Raw genomic sequence first — 14,464 nt, 5'->3', positions numbered from 1 at the left:
GTCAGGTGCGGCACGGACGCGGGCACGAGTCCCCGTCCGGCGCGAGACATAGAGGGGAAGCGACGTGGGAATCCGGTCGTGGTTCGGGTTGGACAAGCCCGAGGCACCGGAGCCGCCGCGCCCGGGGCCGCCGACGACGGAGCAGCTGCTCGGGGCGCTCGACGCCATCGAGCAGCAGGCCCGTGACGGCAAGGTGCCCGGCGTCGTGCTCTCGCGGCTGCTGCGCGTCACCCGCATCGTGCGCCAGACCCTCCCCCGGCTCACCACCCTGGGCATCGGCAGCGCCCAGGGCTTCAGCGTCATGGCCACGGCCACCGACTACCTGCCGGTCGCGATCGGCAACTACCTGCGCCTGCCGCGCGACTGGGCCGACAGCCGACCGATCGCGGGCGGCAAGAGCTCGGTCATGCTGCTCGTCGACCAGCTCGACCTGCTCGGCACGACGATGGACAAGGTCTACGACGCCGTCTGCCGTGCCGACGCCGAGGCGATCATCGTGCACGGGGCGTTCCTCGAGCAGAAGTTCGGGCAGGCTTCGGGCGGCGGGGTGCTCGGCCTCGGCCCCGACGCGGTGCCGGCTGCGCCACCACCCACGACGTCGAGCTCCACCAGCCCCTCGAGCACGCCCGCCAGCCCCTCCCCCCTCGCCCCGCCGGAGTGACGCATGAGCCGACCGACGAGTTCTGACCGATGAGCGACAAATGAGCACGGACCGGTCCCGCCTGGCCGAGAGCCTCGACGAGCTGAGCGACATCGCCGCGGAGGCCGGGCTCGACCCGGTCGCCGCGCGCGACGAGGGGCTGCGCGTGGCCGCCGCCCTCGCCGAGTCGGTGCCGGGGGCGGCCTCGGAGTGGGCGCGGGTGGCCCACCCCGGCGTCACCGACCTCGCCCGGGTCAACGAGGCGTTCTTCGACGCCGCCTCGAGCGCCCGGCGCTGGCGCGGCGCGCCGACCGACCTGCTGGAGGCCCTCGTCGCGTCGCGCAGCAGCCTGGCCGGGGAGTACGCCGAGGCGCTCACCGAGGTCGCCTCCTCCGCCGTCATGCTCGGCACGGCCCCGATCTGGGTCATCGCCAACGCGTCGGCGGCCTCGGCCGCCTACCTCGACGCCGCGCGCGGCGCTGCCCTGTCCGTCCCCCGGCCCTCGGGGAGTGGCTCCTTGGGCGCGGGGCCGCTGGGCGGCATACGTCCCCTGCCCGGTGGCGCCTTCGGCATGCCTGATGTGCTGCGCCCCAACCTCCCCAGCCTGCTGGACCCCTCGCTCGACCCGCGCCTCGACCCCGTTGCGCCACAGGGCGATCCGGCCGCTGCGGGAGTCCAGGCCCGGGCCGACGGCGGCGACCCTCCCGCGGAGCCTGAGCAGCCGGCCGAGCCGGAGAAGTCGGTGGAGGAGCTGCTCGCCGAGCTCGACGCGATGATCGGGCTCGCGCGCGTCAAGAAGGAGATCCACCGCCAGGTGGCGCTGCTCAGCGTCGAGCGGATGCGCGCCGAGGCCGGTCTCAAGGCCCCCCGCATGAGCCGGCACCTGATCTTCGTCGGCAACCCCGGCACCGGCAAGACGACCGTCGCGCGGCTCATCGGCGCGATCTATCGCGCTCTCGAGCTGCTGCCGCAGGGCCAGCTCGTCGAGGTCGACCGCAGTGAGCTCGTCGCGGGCTACGTCGGGCAGACCGCGATGAAGACCGCCGAGGTGTGCGCCAGGGCCAAGGGCGGCGTGCTCTTCATCGACGAGGCCTACGCCCTGACGGGCGACCAGTATGCCGAGGAGGCGGTCAACACCCTCGTCAAGGAGATGGAGGACCACCGCGAGGACCTCGTCGTCATCGTCGCCGGCTACCCCGACCCGATGGTCCGCTTCATCGCCCAGAACCCCGGCCTCGCCAGCAGGTTCACCACGACGATCGAGTTCGACGACTACTCCGACGACGAGCTGCTCGCCATCCTCGACGCGATGGCCGGGGGTGCCGACTACGAGCTGACGGCCGAGGCCCGCACCCGGGTGGGCCACATCCTGCAAGCCACACCGCGCACCTCGGCCTTCGGCAACGGCCGCTTCTCGCGCAACCTCTTCGAGCAGGCCATCGGGCGCCACGCGTGGCGGCTCAAGGACGCGACGGAGCCCTCTCGAGACGACCTGCGCCTGCTCACGGCCGACGACTTCACGGAGCAGCCCGACGAGCCCGTCGAGACCGACGTGCTCGAGCCGCCGGACGACTCGGACCTCGCCCTCTCGCCCGCCCCCGACGCCGTGACGGCAGAGCCCGGGGCCCCGACCCCGGCAGACGCGACCGACGAGGCAACCGACGAGGCGACCAGCACGGATCCGGTGCCGGTCAGGGCAGACCCTGATGGTCAGGGGCCGGTCGATGAGGCAGTCTCGGACGACCAGACCGCGACGAGCGAGGACCCCCGATGACGAGCGCACCGACGAGCCGACCGACGACGAACATCCCCGTCGCGATCCCCGCCGGCGCGCCGTCGGGCCCCCCGGTGGCGGGCCCGCGCACCATCGCCGGCAGCATCCCCGGCGCCCGCTCGATCGTGTCGCGCCTGCTGCACGGCACCCCGGGCCGGATGCGCCTCTTCGGCGTCCTCGGGGTGCTGGCCGCCATCGTGCTCGGCGCCGTGAGCGCCAACGCCCTGCTCTCGTCGCAGGCCGCGGTCGAGCGGGCCGCCAACAACACCGCGCAGGTCGTGCGCGCCCAGTCGATCCACGTCGACCTGCTCCGCGCCGATGCCGTAGCGACCAATGCCTTCCTCATCGGCGGTCTCGAGTCGCCCGAGTCGCGCGACCGCTACCAGCAGGCGATGTCGCGCGTCGCGTCCGGCATCGCCGAGGCTGCGGCCGCGCAGCCCGCCGACGGCACCGCGCTCGGGGCCCTGTCGCAGCAGGTGCAGACCTACACCGCCCTCGTCGAGCAGGCCCGCACCAACAACCGGCTCGGGCTGCCCGTCGGGGCGCAGTACCTCACCCAGGCGAGCGCCGGCCTGCGCGCCGACGCCATCCCGATCATCACCGCGATCGTGGACGCCAACGAGCAGCGCGCCCAGGACGAGTTCACCCGCAGCAACTCGAGCCTGCAGCTCGCCGTCGGGCTCGTCGCGCTCATCGGGCTCGTCGTGATCGCGGTCTGGCTGGCCAGGCGCACGCACCGCTACCTCAACGGCCGCCTGACCGCCGCGATCGCCCTGCTGCTCGCCGCGCTCGTCTTCACCTTCGTGCAGGTCGCGGCGGTCGGGTCGGCCACCCGGGCCGTCGCCGACGGGTCGTTCGGCCAGACCGTCACGCTGGCCGAGGCGACGACCGCGGCCAACGACGCCCGTGCCAACGAGAGCCTCACCCTCATCCGGCGCGGCTCCGGAGCGTCCAACGAGGCGTCGTGGAAGGCCGACGACACGGCCGTGCGCAACGCCCTCTCGGGTGTCGACGACGAGTCCCTGGCCGACAAGTGGGGCGACTACACGTCCGTGCACGAGCAGGTGCGTGAGCTCGACGACAACGGCCAGTGGGAGCAGGCGGTTGCGATGTCGACGGACGCCACAGCCAAGGGGTCCGACGGCACCTTCACCATCTTCGACACCGCCGTGACGCAGGCGCGTGATGCGGCCGGCAAGGCCGCCGTCGAGCGACTCGACGGACTCGCCGGTACGGCTCCCGTCGCAGCCCTCGGCGTCGCACTCGCGGCGCTGCTCGCCGCCTGGCTCGTCGTGCGCGGCATCGGACAGCGGATCGAGGAGTACCGATGAGCACCCAGCAGCCCGGACCGGCCCGGCCGGACGCACCACGTCCCCGCCGCACCCGGCGCCGCCTCGGTGCGGCACTGGCCGCGCTCTGCGTCGGCGCGCTCGCCGCCTGCTCGAGCGTGACCTACGAGCCCACGGCGCTGCCCACCAAGGTGACACCGAAGCCGACCTCCTCGGCCCCCGGCACGGCCGCGCCCGCCTGCGACAACGCGACCCAGACCTATGACCCCCTCGGCAGCCTCCCCAGCCGCGGCCAGATCACCGACGCGCGGGTGAACGAGATCCTCAAGCGCGGCTACCTCATCGTCGGCGTCTCCGCCGACACCTACCTCTTCGGTGCGCGCGACCCCTTCACCTCGCAGATCACGGGATTCGACATCGACATGGCCAAGGCCGTGGCGACGAGCCTCTTCGGCAGCGCCAAGCTGCAGCTGCGGGTCATCACGGCCGGCGACCGCATCAAGCTCCTGCAGGACGGCGAGCTCGACATGGTGGCCCGCAACATGTCGATGACGTGCTCGCGGTGGAACGACATCGCCTTCTCGGCCGAGTACTACCGCTCGGGCCAGAAGGTGCTCATCTCCAAGAGCCTGCTGACGACCGACAAGGACGCCGCGTCGTGGGGTCTCGCCGACCTCAAGGACAAGCGGGTCTGCGCGCCGACCGGCACGACCTCCCTGACCAAGCTGCAGAGCGTCGAGGGCCCCATCCCCGTCACCGCCTCCAACCACACCGGCTGCCTCGTGCTGCTCCAGCAGGGCAAGGCCGACGCCATCACCGGCGACGACACGGTGCTCGCCGGGCTGACCGCACAGGACCCCAACACCGTCATCACGAGCGCCAAGGCCATCACGGTCGAGCCCTACGGCCTCGGCTTCAACGAAGCCGACGTCTACCTCGTGCGCTACGTCAACCGCGTCCTCGCCGACCTCGTCGCAGACGGCGAGTGGAAGACGATCTACAACCGCTGGCTCGCCGAGCCGCTCGGCCCGGCGCCCGCTCCCCCGACCCCCGTCTACGGGCGCTGATGACCGCCGCCCCACGGAGCACTCCCGACCAGCCCGGCGTCGCCGCCCCGACGGCTCCGGGCGCGCTCGGTGTTCCCGTGCAGGCGGGCGAGGCCCAGACCTACCTGAACGCGCTGCGGCTCTGGGTCGCCCAGCGCCGCGCCGACCTCGGCGAGGTCGACCGGGCGCTGCTGCGGCTCTCCGCCGCCGAGCAGGCGGCGATCACGACCGACCTCACCGTCGCCCTGACCTTCTGGAAGGCGGTCAGCGACCGCCTGACCCTCCTCGAGACGACCTTCGACGGCGGACGGGTCGGGCCCAAGGAGGCCGAGCGCCTCTCGACCCTCATCCACGGCCGGCTCGACTCCAACACCTCCGAGCACCTCTCGCTCCCCTCGAGCGGCTCGCTCGCCGTCAGCCTGCCCGAGGCGTGCCGCCTGCTCGACTCGCTGACCCGCACCCTGCAGGCCCGCGCCTCGCTGGCTCCCGGCGCCGCGGAGGCGTCCCAGCGCATCACCGTCGCCCGGGCCGGGGTCGAGCGCATCCGCGACCAGGTGCCGCTCGTGCCCGCCGGCGCCCAGCGCGACGCCGCCTCCGACAAGCTCGCCCGCCTCGACCGGCGCGTCGAGGACCTGCTCGCCCGCGCCCGGCGCGGCGCCGACGTCGGCGGAGTGATCGGTCCGCTCGAGATCGACATCGCGATGCTCGAGCGTGACCTCATCGTCGCCGCCGCCGAGCGCGCGTCGGCCGCGCGCAGCCGGGTGCGCACCCAGCAGCAGATCGAGGAGCTCGACGCCCGCGCCGCGGCGATCCGCGCCCTCGAACGCGCCTGCATCGAGGCGATCACCCCCGCGCCGCACCTCGCCATCCCCAACGTGCGTGCCCTGGGACCCGTGCCGCAAGCGGCAGCCGAGCTCGCGGCATACCGCGAACGCCTCGAGCGGGTCTCGCGCGCGCTCGACCTCGCCCACGAGCGGTATGCCGCCGGGCTGGCCGAGCGCGACGAGGTCGTCGGGCTCGTCGGAGCCCTGTCGGCGATGGCTGCGTCGGCGCGGGTGCCGAGCGAGCTCGAGCCCGACCTCGCCGACCTGCGCCGGCGGCTCGACGAGACGCTCGCCCGCACCCCCCTGCCGCTCGTGCGGGCCCGCGCCCTCGCGGCCGCCTACCAGTCCTATCTCGACGTCGCCACGCGTTCCACGCCCCGCCCCCAGAAGGGTCGCCCATGAAGTGCACCCAGCCCGGCTGCTCCGGCACCATCGTCGACGGCTACTGCGACGTCTGCGGCATGGCCGCGAGCAGTCCCACGCCTGGCCCCTCGGCCGCGTCGTCCACGCCTCCGTCGTCCACCGGGGGCGGGCTCGTCGGGAGCGGAGCCGCCGGCGAGGCCGCGTCGGCCGCCACGTCCCCCCGACTCGCCACCGGACCGACCATCCCCGAGGGCGGCGCCTGCCTCCAGCCCGGCTGCTCCGGCACGATCGACGCCGGCTACTGCGACGTGTGCGGCACGCCCGCCGACCAGCAGGCCCCGGCGGCACTGGCCGGCGGCAGCCCGTCGGGCGACCCCGGTGCGGCTCCGGGCTCCGGCCCCGAGCTGTCCACGCGGTCGTCCGCGTCGAGCAACCTGGCGTCAGCGGCCTTGGGCTCCAAGCACGCCCGTGCCCTCGGCTCGGTGGCGACCCGGCGCACCGGCGGCTCCCAGCGGCTGCGGTCGGCCCGGCTCGGCGGCGGCATCACGACCGTCCGTCCGGCGCCCGAGATCGACGCCGCCAAGGCGCTGCTCACCAACCCGTCGGTGCCCGAGAGCAAGCGCTACTGCCCCAAGTGCGGTGAGCCCGTCGGCCGTGGACGCGACGGCAAGCCCGGCCGCTCGACCGGCTTCTGCGCCAAGTGCCGCTTCCCCTTCTCGTTCGACCCGAAGCTGCAGGCCGGCGACCTCGTCGCCGGGCAGTACGAAGTCGCCGGGTGCCTCGCCCACGGAGGTCTCGGCTGGATCTACCTCGCCCGCGACAAGAACGTCTCCGACCGCTGGGTGGTGCTCAAGGGCCTGCTCAACTCGGCCGACCCCGATGCCCTCGCCGCGGCCATCGCCGAGCAGCGCTTCCTCGCCCAGGTGTCGCACCCGAGCATCGTCGAGATCTACAACTTCGTCACGCACGACGACGCCGGCTACATCGTCATGGAATACGTCGGCGGCACCTCGCTCAAGTCGATCCTCAAGCAGCGCATGCAGCACACCGGCCGCTACGACCCGCTGCCCGTCGACCAGGCCCTCGCCTACCTCCTCGAGATCCTGCCGGCGTTCCAGTACCTCCACGACCTCGGGCTGGTCTACTGCGACTTCAAGCCCGACAACATCATCCAGGTCGGCGACGAGGTCAAGCTGATCGACCTGGGCGGCGTGCGTCGGGCCGACGACGACGACTCCGCGATCTTCGGCACCGTCGGCTACCAGGCACCCGAGGTGGCCGAGCTCGGCGTCTCGGTGGCCTCCGACATCTACACGATCGGCCGCACGCTCGTCGTGCTGACGATGGAGTTCCGCGGCTACCAGACGACCTACCTCAACGTCCTGCCGGCGCAGGACACGGTGCCGGTCTTCCAGCGCTACGACTCCTTCTACCGGCTCGTGGCCAAGGCCTGCGCCCCCAACCGTGACGACCGCTTCATCTCGGCCGACGAGCTGCGCTCGCAGATGGTCGGGGTGCTGCGCGAGGTCGTCGCCCTCGACCGCGGCTCGGGCGCGGCGACGACCACGGTCAGCTCGCTCCTCTTCGACGTGCCCACGCCGGGCACCGAGCCCGACGACTGGCGCAACCTGCCCTCGCTGCGGCGCGACCCGCACGACGCGCTCGTCGGGTGGCTCCAGACGGTCAACGGCACCGCCAGCGAGCGCCTCGAGCGGCTGATGCACCCGCCCAAGACCTCCACGGAAGTGCTCCTCGAGCGCGCTCGCACCGCCCTCGACGCCGGCAAGCGCGACACCGCGGAGACCACCGCGAGCGAGCTGCTGCGCGCCGACCCGTGGGAGTGGCGCGCGGTCTGGATCCAGGGGCTGGCCGCGCTCGAGCGCGGTGACGCCCGCGGCGCCCAGGCCTCCTTCAATGCCGTCTACGGGCAGGTGCCGGGCGAGCTCGCGCCCAAGCTCGCCCTCGCCCACGCCTGCGAGAAGGCGGGCGACGACGCCGTGGCCGAGAACCTCTACATCGCGTGCGCCCGCACCGACGCCACCTACGTGCCGATGGCCGCCTTCGGCCTCGCCCGCATCCGCGCCGCGCGCAAGGACGTCGACGGCGCGGTCTCGGCCTACCGCCTCGTGCCGCCCCAGTCGAGCGCCTTCCGCACGGCGCGCGCAGGACTGGCCGAGCTGCTGACGCGCTCCAACCGTGGTCTGCCTGACCTCGCCGAGGCGATGCGCACCCTCGAGGACACGTCGATGACGGCCCGGCGCAAAGCCGAGGTGACGACGCTCATCTACCGTGAGGCCCTGGCGAGCGTGCAGTCGAGCGGCAACAAGGCCGACGTGCACATCGGCCCGCACAAGGCCACCCCGACCAACCTGCGCCTCGGGCTCGAGGACTCCCTCCGGGAGCTCGCGAAGCGCACCCCCGACCTCGACGAGCGCGTGTCGCTCGTCGACGAAGCCAACGCCATCCGACCCTGGAGCCTCTGGTGACCGACACCCCCACGACGGGCGCCGAGGTGCCCACCACCGTGCCCGCCACCGTGCCCGCCACCGCGCCCGACGAGCGCAGCTGCCCGGTGTGCGGGGCGGCCAACCCCGCCGAGTCGAGCTTCTGCGAGGCCTGCGGTCACGATCTCAGCGCCCCTGCCGCGGCCCTGCCCCCGTCGGGGCTGCCGCAGGCCAGTGGGCTGCCCCAGGCGAGCGCCCTGCCCCAGGCGAGCGCCCCCGCCGGTATGCCGTCCGGTGAGGTCCCGGGGTCCGGCTCGGCCGGGCAGGTGGGCGGCTTTCCACCGGTGGGCGCGGCTCCCCCCGTGGGTCCGGTTCCGCCCGTGGGCGGGGTCCCTCCGGTGGGCGGGGTCCCTCCGGTGGGCGCGGTGCCGCCCGTGAGCGGCGTGCCGCCCGTGGGCGCCGCTCCATCGGTGGGCACGGCTGCCCCCGCCCGCCCGTCCGCACCTGCTGGTGGCGTCGCCCAGGCCGACGGGGTGCTCACGGCCGCGACACCGCAGACGGCGCCCGCGGGCGAGGAGTCACCGCTCGACGTGGGCTGGACCGGCCCGGTCGCGTCCGCGGCCGTGGACAGCAGCGACAGCGCCGACGACACGCTGTGCCAGGCCTGTCGGCGGGGCCACGTCGTCGACGGCTACTGCGACCACTGCGGCACCCCTCCGCCCGACCCGCGCTTCCACGTCACGGACGCACCGGCCACCTGGGTCGGTGGCGTCTGCGACATCGGCAAACGGCATACCCGCAACGAGGACGCCATGGCGTTGCGAGCCACCGAGCCCGCCGGGTCACGCGCGGTGCTCGTCGTCTGCGACGGCGTCTCCATGGCGACGGACTCCCACCTCGCGTCGCTCGCGGCGGCTCAGGCGGCCCGCTCGGTTCTCGACCAGCCCTTCCCCAAGGGGGTCGGCACACCGGACGCCTGGGCGGCCGCCGCTGGCCGGGCCCTGACCGTCGCCGTGGCCGAGGCCAACGCCGCCGTCAGCGCCACGGTCGACGACGACGTGCCCAACCCGCCGTCGTGCACCTTCGCGGCAGCCGTCGTCGAGGACGGCGTCATCGTCGCGGGCAACGTCGGTGACAGCCGGGTGTACTGGCTGCCTGACACGGACGACGAGCCCGCGTCCCAGCTCGGGCGCGACGACTCCTATGCACAGGAGCAGATGACCAACGGTGTCGCCCGGGCCGACGCCGAGACGGGGCCGCACGCCCACTCCATCACGCGCTGGCTCGGCAAGGACTCACCCGACGACCTCACGCCCCACCTGACGACGCTCACCCCGGGCGGTCCGGCAGGGCTGTCAGGGGGCTGGCTGATGGTCTGCTCCGACGGCCTGTGGAACTACTGCTCCGAGGCCGAGGACCTGCGAGCGCTCCTGCGCGAGAGGCAGGCCCGCGTCGGGGACGAGCCGGCGGTGCTGGCGCAGGCGCTCGTCGACTTCGCCAACGAGCAGGGGGGACGCGACAACATCACGGTTGCCCTTGCGAGACTGGCTGCACAAGGATCGAATGACACGCACGGGGCAGCCGACACGGCCGCCCCCGAGGAAGGGGCTCCGATCAATGGCTGACTTCACCGCTGAGGTGTTCCAGAACGAGTTCCTGCCCGACGGCGGCACCGACCTGCACGCCATCGTGCGGGTGACCTCCACGGGCGCCTCGACCGCGGGCGCCGGCTCGGCCCCCACCGACCCGGGCTCCTCGGCCGAGGTCATCCTCATCGACACCTCGGGGTCGATGGGCCGGCGCGGGGTGCAGGCCGCGGGCGAGGCCGCCAAGGCTGCGCTGGCCGAGATCACCGACGGCACGCTGTTCTCGATCGTGTCGGGCAACGGCACGGCCCAGATCATCTACCCCTACAGCCACCAGGGCGCGCTCGTGCCGATGTCGTCGCACACGCGCGGCGAGGCGGGCCGCGCCATCGACGGGCTGCGCGCCCAGGGCGGCACCGCGATGGGCACGTGGCTCACGCTGGCTCGCCAGATCTTCCAGACGGTGCCGCACGTGACGAAGCGGCACGCGATCCTGCTGACCGACGGCGTCAACGAGGGCGAGACGCCCCAGTCGCTCGCCGCAGCGGTGCAGAGCTGCATCGGCATCTTCCAGTGCGACTGCCGCGGCGTCGGCGACCAGTGGCGGGTCGAGGAGGTGCGCAGCATCGCCTCGGCCCTGCTCGGCACCGTCGACCTCATTCCCGCTCCCGAGGAGATGGCGGCCGAGTTCGAGGCGATGATGCGCGCGTCGATGGCGCGCGGCGTCGCGAACGCCGAGCTGCGCGTCTGGGTGCCGCAGGGCGCCGAGCTGCTCTTCGTCAAGCAGGTCTCGCCCACTCTCGAGGACCTCTCGACGCGCCGCAGCGAGATCAACCCGCTCACCGGGGCCTACCCCACGGGCGCGTGGTCGGACGAGAGCCGCGACTACCACGTGGCCGTGCGGCTGCCCGCTCGCACGCTGGGCCAGGAGCAGCTGGCGGCGCGCGTGCAGATCTCGCTCGGCGGCGAGCCCGTGACCCAGGCCCTCGTCAAGGCGCGGTGGAGCAACGACGAGGCCCTGACCACCCGCATCGACCCGGCCGTCGCCGCCTACACCGGCCAGGCCGAGCTGGCGCAGATGATCCAGGACGGTCTCGCCGCCAAGGCGTCGGGCCAGGACGAGGTCGCCACCGCCAAGCTGGGCCGCGCCGTGCAGCTCGCGAGCGCCACCGGCAACGCCGAGATGACGACGCGCCTGCGCAAGGTCGTCGAGATCGACGATGCCGACACGGGCACGGTCCGCCTCAAGAAGGGCGTCACCAAGATCGACGAGATGTCGCTCGACACGGCTTCGACGAAGACGAGCCGGGTGCGCCGGTGAGCGCGGTCTGCCCCAACGGGCACACCTCCGAGTCCGACGACTACTGCGACACCTGCGGATCGCCCATCGATTTGTCGGCCCAGCCGGCCGGCTCCGGCGCTCCTGCCGGGTCAGCCGGGTCAGCCGGGTCAGCCGGGTCAGCTGGGGGCGCGCCCGGCGCGCCCGGGCCGACGACGCCGCCCGGCTCGGCCACCGCGTCCGGGGCCGCCGCCGGCTCCTCGCTCGACCTCGACCCGCCTCCGGCACCCGGCTCGGCCGGGACGGGTGCGTCCGCCGCTCCCGCGGGGCCCACCACCCTCGAGTGCCCCAACTGCCACACCGAGAACGCCGACGGCGCGCTCTTCTGCGAGGCGTGCGGCTACGACTTCACGACCGGCGCCATGCCCCGCGACCCGTCGGCGCCGGTCGCCGACCCCTCGGAGCCCTTCGCTGCCTCGGGCCCCTCCGACCCGGCCGGGTCCACAGGCGTGGGCGGCTCGGGCGGCGCCGATGGCGCCTCTGCCGCAGGGGATTTCGAGTGGCTGGCCGAGGTGTGGATCGACCCGGACTGGTACAAGACGCAGGAGGCCGAGGACCCCTGCCCCTCGCCGGGGCTGCCCGTCATCGTGCCGCTGCGGACCAAGAGCGTCCTGCTTGGTCGCGTCTCGACGAGCCGCAACACGCACCCCGAGCTCGACCTGTCGTCCGACCCGGGGGTCAGCCGCCGTCACGCCCAGCTGACGACCGACGGCTCGCGCTGGTTCGTCGAGGACCTCGGCTCGTCCAACGGCACATATGTCGCCCCGGCCTCGGGCCCCTTGCCCGCCAAGGCGATTGCCGTCGGGCCCCGCACCGAGCTCGGTGACGACGACCGGCTCTACGTCGGGGCGTGGACGCGTGTCGTCGTGCGCCAGGCCACGCCCGACGAGGTCGAGGCCTACGCCTGACCGGGGCAGGACCGACCCGCAGGTGATGGCACCTTGAACGTCACCTGAACTCTGGCGACAGCGACCGGTGGCGCACCCTAGGGTGGCGGGTGTGACCGAACGGCCGCCCCTCCACCCCGCCGTCGACATCCCCCAGATCATCGTCGTCACCGGCGTCATGGCTGCGGGCAAGTCGACCGTCTCCCAGCTGCTCGCCGAGCGGTTCTCCAGAGCCGTGCACCTGCGCGGCGACGAGTTCCGCCGCGTCGTCGTGCGGGGGCGTGCCGACATGTCGCCCTACGGCGACCCCGAGGCCGAGCGGCAGCTCGCGCTGCGCCACATGATCGCCGCGCACTCGGCCAACCTCTACGCCGATGCGGGCTTCACGGTCGTCGTGCAGGACCTCTTCGTCGGAGCGACGCTGCAGCCGTTCCTCGACCAGCTGCTCGCACGGCCGCTGAGCCTCGTCATGCTCGCCCCCGACGTCGGCACGGTCATGCAGCGCGAGGCCGAGCGCGTCAAGGTCGGCTACGGCGACCTCTGGTCGATCCGCGACTTCGACCACAAGGTGCGCACCGAGACGCCGCACATCGGGCTCTGGCTCGACAGCTCGCAGCAGACCCCTGACGAGACCGTCGAGGAGATCGTGACGCGCCTCGGCGAGGCGAGGATCGCCTGACCGTGGCGGCCGGGTCCAGTCGGCACCCGACCCTCACGATCGGTCAGGTGGCCGAGCGCACCGGGGTCGCCACCTCGGCGCTGCGCTACTGGGAGGACCTCGGGCTGATCGGCTCCGAGCGAACCACCGGCAACCAGCGTCGCTACGAGCGCGCCACGATCCGCCGGGTCTCCTTCATCCGGGCCGCGCAGCGGGTCGGGCTCTCGCTCGACGAGATCGGCGAGGCGCTCGCCAGGCTGCCCGAGTCGCGCACCCCGACCACCGCCGACTGGGCCCGCCTGTCGCGCTCGTGGCGCGGTCGCCTCGACGCGCAGATCCGCAGCATCGAGCGGCTGCGTGACCAGCTCGACTCCTGCATCGGGTGTGGCTGCCTCAGCCTGGGCAGCTGCGCCCTGAGCAACCCCGACGACGCCCTCGCCGCCCGGGGGCCGGGCGCCGTCCTCCTCCAGCCGGAGGCCGACGCCGACCGATGACGTATGCCGCGTGGCCCGCCCCGCGCGTATCAGCAGACCGTCCGCCGACACCACAGAGCAGGAGCACGTGAGCCCGCCGACCGAGGAGGACGTATGCCGCCGACCGAGCCGGCCATCGAGCCGCTGACGGCTCCGCTCGCCGGGCGGGTGGTGGTCGTCACGGGGGGCAGCACGGGCCTCGGCTACTTCACCTGCGAGCAGCTCGCCCGCCTGGGGGCGTCCGTGGTCATCGCGGCACGAGACGCCGACCGGGCGGCCGGGGCGGTGCGCAGCATCGAGCGACACGTGCCGGGGGCACAGGTGCGCCACGTCGCCCTCGACCTCGCCCGGCTCGACTCCGTCCGGGTCGCCGCCGAGCAGATCGCCCGGCTCCCCCGCCTCGACGCCGTCGTCGCCAATGCCGCCGCCGTCGCGCTGCCCGACTGGTCGAAACCACGATCCGAGCGCGGGCACCGTCCGCTCGTCACGGCGGACGGGCTCGAGCTGCACTGGGGCACCAACCATATCGGGCACTTCGCCCTCGTCGCGCGGCTGCTGCCCGAGCTGCTGGCCTCGAGCGGTCGGGTGGTGCACGTCGGCAGCGTCATCCACTCGAGGGTGCGCCAGCCCGCCGACTCGCTCCCCCGTCCCGACGACGAGCAGTCCGACCTGACGAAGTACGCCCGCTCCAAGCTGGCCGTCATGGCCTTCGGCTTCGAGCTCGCCCGGCGCCTCGACTCTGCAGGCCCCCCGGCTGCTGCAGGCTCAGCCTCCTCGGTCGTCGCCCACCCCGGCACGGCGGTCGACACCCTGTCGCCGTCACGCTCGATCGCCGTCAACCAGCCGTCCGTGAGCCCCGTGACGAGAGTCCTCGTGCGCGCCTTCGCCCACGGGAAGCACCGCGGCGCCGAACCCCTCGTCACCGCCGTGGCCTCCCCCGAGGTGCGCAACGGTGACTACTGGGGCCCGTCGGGGTGGCAGCAGCTGCGGGGACAGCCGACGCGGCTCACGGCTCACCCTGCCGCTCTCGACCCGCAGGTGGCGGGCCGACTCATCGCCCTGTCGGAGGAGCTGACCGGCGTCCGGCTGGCCATCTAGGCGGATCTGCCCTGCCCATGCCGTGGCCGGGTGGGCCCCCTGT

Annotated in this window: 12 protein-coding genes; all 12 read left to right on the top strand. The window is 73.6% G+C overall.

Features of this window, described 5'->3' with window-relative positions; translation table 11 throughout:
- Window positions 1-64: 64 nt before the first annotated feature.
- The 12 genes from LG278_RS04565 (at window position 65) to LG278_RS04510 (ending at window position 14,421) form a co-directional block, all read left to right on the top strand.
- On the top strand, window positions 65-661 hold the full coding sequence (locus LG278_RS04565; RefSeq protein ID WP_404391383.1) for a hypothetical protein: 597 nt from the start codon (window positions 65-67) through the stop codon (window positions 659-661).
- 40 nt (window positions 662-701) lie between these two features.
- Window positions 702-2,414 (top strand): AAA family ATPase, encoded by a 1,713-nt coding sequence (locus LG278_RS04560; protein ID WP_404391381.1) that lies wholly within the window; start codon window positions 702-704, stop codon window positions 2,412-2,414.
- A complete protein-coding gene (locus LG278_RS04555; protein WP_404391379.1) occupies window positions 2,411-3,745 on the top strand; it encodes a hypothetical protein in 1,335 nt (444 codons plus the stop codon). Before LG278_RS04560 ends, LG278_RS04555 begins: the two co-directional genes overlap by 4 nt.
- The gene (locus LG278_RS04550) at window positions 3,742-4,770 is read left to right on the top strand and encodes a glutamate ABC transporter substrate-binding protein (protein ID WP_404391377.1); all 1,029 of its coding nucleotides are present in this window, start codon (window positions 3,742-3,744) and stop codon (window positions 4,768-4,770) included. The genes LG278_RS04555 and LG278_RS04550 overlap by 4 nt, the downstream gene beginning before the upstream one ends.
- Entirely contained in the window at window positions 4,770-5,975 is a 1,206-nt protein-coding gene (locus tag LG278_RS04545) for a hypothetical protein (protein WP_404391375.1), read from the top strand. The genes LG278_RS04550 and LG278_RS04545 overlap by 1 nt, the downstream gene beginning before the upstream one ends.
- On the top strand, window positions 5,972-8,422 hold the full coding sequence (locus tag LG278_RS04540) for a tetratricopeptide repeat protein (RefSeq protein WP_404391373.1): 2,451 nt from the start codon (window positions 5,972-5,974) through the stop codon (window positions 8,420-8,422). Before LG278_RS04545 ends, LG278_RS04540 begins: the two co-directional genes overlap by 4 nt.
- The gene (locus LG278_RS04535; RefSeq protein ID WP_404391371.1) at window positions 8,419-10,005 is read left to right on the top strand and encodes a protein phosphatase 2C domain-containing protein; all 1,587 of its coding nucleotides are present in this window, start codon (window positions 8,419-8,421) and stop codon (window positions 10,003-10,005) included. Before LG278_RS04540 ends, LG278_RS04535 begins: the two co-directional genes overlap by 4 nt.
- Window positions 9,998-11,287, top strand: coding sequence for a VWA domain-containing protein (locus LG278_RS04530; RefSeq protein WP_404391369.1), 1,290 nt, complete (start codon window positions 9,998-10,000; stop codon window positions 11,285-11,287). Before LG278_RS04535 ends, LG278_RS04530 begins: the two co-directional genes overlap by 8 nt.
- Window positions 11,284-12,213 (top strand): FHA domain-containing protein, encoded by a 930-nt coding sequence (locus LG278_RS04525; RefSeq protein ID WP_404391367.1) that lies wholly within the window; start codon window positions 11,284-11,286, stop codon window positions 12,211-12,213. Before LG278_RS04530 ends, LG278_RS04525 begins: the two co-directional genes overlap by 4 nt.
- A 91-nt stretch (window positions 12,214-12,304) precedes the next feature.
- A complete protein-coding gene (locus LG278_RS04520; protein WP_404391365.1) occupies window positions 12,305-12,871 on the top strand; it encodes an AAA family ATPase in 567 nt (188 codons plus the stop codon).
- Between the two features lie 47 nt (window positions 12,872-12,918).
- On the top strand, window positions 12,919-13,344 hold the full coding sequence (gene soxR, locus LG278_RS04515; protein ID WP_404391363.1) for a redox-sensitive transcriptional activator SoxR: 426 nt from the start codon (window positions 12,919-12,921) through the stop codon (window positions 13,342-13,344).
- 93 nt (window positions 13,345-13,437) lie between these two features.
- Window positions 13,438-14,421 (top strand): SDR family NAD(P)-dependent oxidoreductase, encoded by a 984-nt coding sequence (locus LG278_RS04510; protein WP_404391361.1) that lies wholly within the window; start codon window positions 13,438-13,440, stop codon window positions 14,419-14,421.
- Window positions 14,422-14,464: the final 43 nt, after the last annotated feature.

Source organism: Humibacillus xanthopallidus, from assembly GCF_044793955.1.
Lineage (GTDB): Bacteria > Actinomycetota > Actinomycetes > Actinomycetales > Dermatophilaceae > Humibacillus > Humibacillus xanthopallidus_C.
This window is presented reverse-complemented; position numbering and strand designations above follow the sequence as displayed.

Bases quoted from the DNA above. Each gene is read 5' to 3' on its own strand.
- LG278_RS04530 (WP_404391369.1), top strand. From the start codon at position 9,998: ATGGCTGACTTCACCGCTGAGGTGTTCCAGAACGAGTTCCTGCCCGAC.
- LG278_RS04510 (WP_404391361.1), top strand. From the start codon at position 13,438: ATGCCGCCGACCGAGCCGGCCATCGAGCCGCTGACGGCTCCGCTCGCC.
- LG278_RS04550 (WP_404391377.1), top strand. From the start codon at position 3,742: ATGAGCACCCAGCAGCCCGGACCGGCCCGGCCGGACGCACCACGTCCC.
- LG278_RS04560 (WP_404391381.1), top strand. From the start codon at position 702: ATGAGCACGGACCGGTCCCGCCTGGCCGAGAGCCTCGACGAGCTGAGC.
- LG278_RS04540 (WP_404391373.1), top strand. From the start codon at position 5,972: ATGAAGTGCACCCAGCCCGGCTGCTCCGGCACCATCGTCGACGGCTAC.
- LG278_RS04545 (WP_404391375.1), top strand. From the start codon at position 4,770: ATGACCGCCGCCCCACGGAGCACTCCCGACCAGCCCGGCGTCGCCGCC.
- LG278_RS04555 (WP_404391379.1), top strand. From the start codon at position 2,411: ATGACGAGCGCACCGACGAGCCGACCGACGACGAACATCCCCGTCGCG.